This is a genomic window from Blastocatellia bacterium, assembly GCA_035275065.1.
Taxonomy (GTDB): Bacteria; Acidobacteriota; Blastocatellia; order UBA7656; family UBA7656; genus DATENM01.
In genome coordinates this window covers 1-3,615 of sequence record DATENM010000091.1, presented here as the reverse complement: position 1 = coordinate 3,615, position 3,615 = coordinate 1, and the positions used below count along the sequence as shown (strand labels likewise).

Below are 3,615 nucleotides of genomic sequence, written 5' to 3'. Positions count from 1 at the left end.
CGACAGATAGTGATTAATTGCTCCCCCCAAGAGACCAGCAAGGAACATCACTGCAACAAACACCCATAGGTAAGAGTCCATTTCATTCCTCCTACTTAGTCTCGGAAGTTATAGCGCGTATTGGCATCTAACGCCCGCGTTTACCGGGCCGCCGAACAGCCTCACCAGTATCCATAAGAATTGCGCTTCGGCGGCTCCGGTGCAACGCATTGTTAGGTGCCCTTCTCAGAAACTTCTTTTCGCGGTGACCAGAAACAGGTTATAAAATAGGCAGTCCATCTTCATACGTAACATTACAGATTCGTTGTTTCCGAAAATGGAAGAGAATTCCTTTTGTTCTTTTTCCAAACTCGTAGTGGCAAAAATACGTCAGCTTAAGTTCAGCATCATCTGCTGCTCCTTCGAGACTAAAATGATCTGGCTGACCAAATCGGTATAGAAGATCGGTCGGTGTAATATTCTTAAATTGCCCAGCCTTAATACCTTGTATGGTCTCTTCTCTCTTGGATCTTTTTTCTTTATCTCTTCGATACGTAGGAACAAAATATGCTCCTAAGACTCCTAGAAGGATAAATACAGCTAACCAGTCACCAAATTTCTTCATGAACCAAATAAAGAAAGTTTGAGATCGCAGGTCTTTTATCTCACCCTCTAACAATTGTATTTGAGAGGTCAAAGGCAATCGCGCAATGGCTTCGCTCTCAGAGGGGGGAGTCCCTCCCGATCCTCCAAGTATAATGGCGTGAGCATCCTCATTCGTAATATTTCGACGGTCATCATAGGTGGACACATTTATGATATCGCCTGTTTCCAATAGATAATCTGTTTCTATTGCAGGCAATTCCTTAGTCAAGACTGTTAATCCGATGCGAGCCTCTTTCCTGATCTGGGGCGCTTCCAATCTAAGTGTCTTATTATCTGAACCGAGTTTGCTAACCAAGAAATCTTCTGGGCCTTGCCATTTCTGATATTTTATTATTTCTTTATCGCAATGAATATCGAGCCGCAGCCCTTTTGCAGTGCCTCCCGCAACATGCTTTATTTCGATAGTTGAAGGTAAAGCGTTTAGATTCTCTAACATTTGTTTGGAGAGACCTGTCCTCTCAAGGGTATTAACTGTCAAACTAATTCTCGGAATGTCCGCTCGCTTTGAGTTTTCTTCCCGTTTGGTCACTATCTCGCTTTTAAGAAATTCAATCTCTCTCCACCTATCTTGGTATAGGTTGTATATTGCTTGTAATGCCAATATGACCACAGTAAAAACTGAAATTAAAATTGTAATTTTCTTATGAGTATTCCACTTAGTATGCATTTTTTCTAAAAGAGCAGTTGCCATAACATCTTCCCCAATATTTAGAATCTATCACCTCGCTTTTGGGCTAAATCTGAATGGAGTATACCAGACGTTTCTATATGGCAATATGACTATATGATTACTAGTGTTATTTTGTTGGTCTTACACTTTATCTCAGTTCAAGTGACGTGCTGGCACCTAACGCCCGCGTTCAGCCGGAGCGGGAGCGGCACTCAAAGAAACTATAAGAAAAGCGCTGCCCGCGCTCGGCTGCAACGCATTGTTAGGTGCGGTTATAATAGTCTTTTAATTCTTGGGGTAATAGCGTTTTAACTGACAAAACTAATAGAGGCATTACCATAGTAATTCCAATAACCACCCAATAAACTCCATTTAATAAAGTTGTATCCACTCGGTAAGGTAAGATATCAAGTCCGACCTTCTCACTGATTTGCTCTATTTGCACTTGACTCATGTATGGCCAACGTGGCGGATTTCCTGCCTTAAGATCATACAAAACACGCAGTTGTCTGAATAAATCATACTTCTCAGGACTATCTACTCCCTCTTTATCAAATTTCGCTTTGGCGTTAGCTTTTTGTACTTCAGCAACCAATTCTTGCCAGTTAGCCATTTCCGTAGCTCTATTTTGCTGTTTATCCAGTGCCTCTGCCTCTTTCAGCATCACTGGGAATTTCTCCTGTGTCTGATTTAGGTAAGTTTGTATCCTACTTAGCTTCGCTTCATAAAACTGAATGTGTTTAGCTGCGTGTCGGCGAGCTTGCCTATTTTTAGCATTAGCGAAGCGTCTCTTCGCAGAAGCGAGAACTGCCTGAGTGTTCTTCATCTCCCTTCTCAAGTTGACTTGTTCCTCCTGTATGCGACTCAATTCTTTGTGAGTTCGCTCTGCTCTCTCTTTAAGTAAGTTGGGTTCAGTGCCTAATCTCCAATCAAGTGGATAGTCTTCGGTAAGTTTTGCTGCTATTTTACGGATGTCTTCCTCTTGAATTCTGTGTTCTATCTGTTTCTTGAAGACGAGGAGCTCTATTGGTTGACTAATAATGAAGGAAACTCCAAAAACAATTATGAGGCGAATTGTTAATGAGCCTAGCCTTTGGGACCAACTAGTGGATGTCCTAGCCGTCATAAACGTAATTTCTTGAACTACCATTGCCGAAGCGAAAATCATTCCTCCAAATAGAGCAAGAATTGTGTATCCACTTAGGCCTAATAAATTATGAGAAAAAATCCCATTCCAGAAGAGGGTCCAAGCAGCAGCGTAAAACATAAAGTTTATTGTTAGCAAAAATGCCATATGGCCCATCAAGGTGGCTGCTCGTTCACTTAAGACTAAATCACCATATACATTTAAGCGATAAAATCGCACTAAACGACCAAGTATGCCGTTCAGATGGTTCACTTGATCTTGAAGCCTGACGTTCGGACTATCGCCGAATCTAGGGCTATGGCGATCATTCTTAAACCCATCTAGCTTTTTTCTAGACGCTGATAGTAGGTAATAAGTGTATTCGCCAATAACGAATAGTGATACCAGTAAAGGTATAACTATTTTCACCGTTTGTGGGTCGCATTTCTGACTTATAAGAAAACCGATGGGCGTTAGAACAATAATACCCAAAGCATAAAGCAAAAAAGTCCCGAAGAACGTCTGCCCCTGTAAACCTAATCTGAGTTGCTTAAAAAACAGTCTTTGCGCACTTGATTTCAAATCTCTACCTCCCTGTCGTGTTATAGCTCATTCTGGTTATTCGGCAAATGGATACCATCCTGTAAGATAACAGGTTCTATATTCTCTGTGACTGGTTGCGGGGTTAGATGCACCACACTTGGTTTGGATTCCTTTTGATTATCAATAGTGCCGCGAAATTCTTTATACAGATGATGCCCAAGTCGAATTGCCAGAAAGCCTAAGGTATATCCGCCGAATAGCCAGAATAAAACCACAACCAAAATATGATCAATGTGGTGTAAATCATCGGCATAATCACTTGGTAGCACTCTTTCAAAGAGTTTTAGAAGCCCAGCCGCAATGAGAGCAATAGATGCAGCAACGAATCCATGCTTGAATATAGGCTCCACTTCTCGCCAAACCTCTCGTAAGAAGTTAATAAACATAATTGAATCCTGTCATATTTTACTCACATGGTCTGCTAGATTGAAGCACCTTGTATCTTGATAGAGGACTGACTTGACCCGCTTTTGCTGGCCAGTCAATCTACTCAGGGACGCCTGAGCGGGGCATCGGTGAAGCTGTTAAGCGCCTGAGGCTGCGAGCCTGTGCGTTAGATCAGCTCCCGCTG

3 protein-coding genes are annotated in these 3,615 nt (G+C 42.0%); all 3 read right to left on the bottom strand.

Annotated elements, in window-relative coordinates:
- Positions 1 to 259 precede the first annotated feature (259 nt).
- Positions 260 to 1,336: a hypothetical protein gene (locus VJ464_21515; GenBank protein ID HKQ07719.1), complete on the bottom strand. Its 1,077-nt coding sequence runs from the start codon at positions 1,334 to 1,336 to the stop codon at positions 260 to 262.
- Between the two features lie 241 nt (positions 1,337 to 1,577).
- Positions 1,578 to 3,023 carry a DUF4407 domain-containing protein gene (locus tag VJ464_21510; GenBank protein HKQ07718.1) on the bottom strand — a complete coding sequence of 482 codons (1,446 nt, stop codon included), beginning with the start codon at positions 3,021 to 3,023 and terminating at the stop codon, positions 1,578 to 1,580.
- A gap of 20 nt (positions 3,024 to 3,043) precedes the next feature.
- Positions 3,044 to 3,430, bottom strand: coding sequence for a hypothetical protein (locus VJ464_21505; GenBank protein HKQ07717.1), 387 nt, complete (start codon positions 3,428 to 3,430; stop codon positions 3,044 to 3,046).
- Positions 3,431 to 3,615 lie beyond the last annotated feature (185 nt).

Excerpts from the sequence above, each read along its gene's own strand:
- VJ464_21515 (HKQ07719.1), bottom strand. The coding sequence starts at position 1,336 with ATGGCAACTGCTCTTTTAGAAAAAATGCATACTAAGTGGAATACTCAT.
- VJ464_21505 (HKQ07717.1), bottom strand. The coding sequence starts at position 3,430 with ATGTTTATTAACTTCTTACGAGAGGTTTGGCGAGAAGTGGAGCCTATA.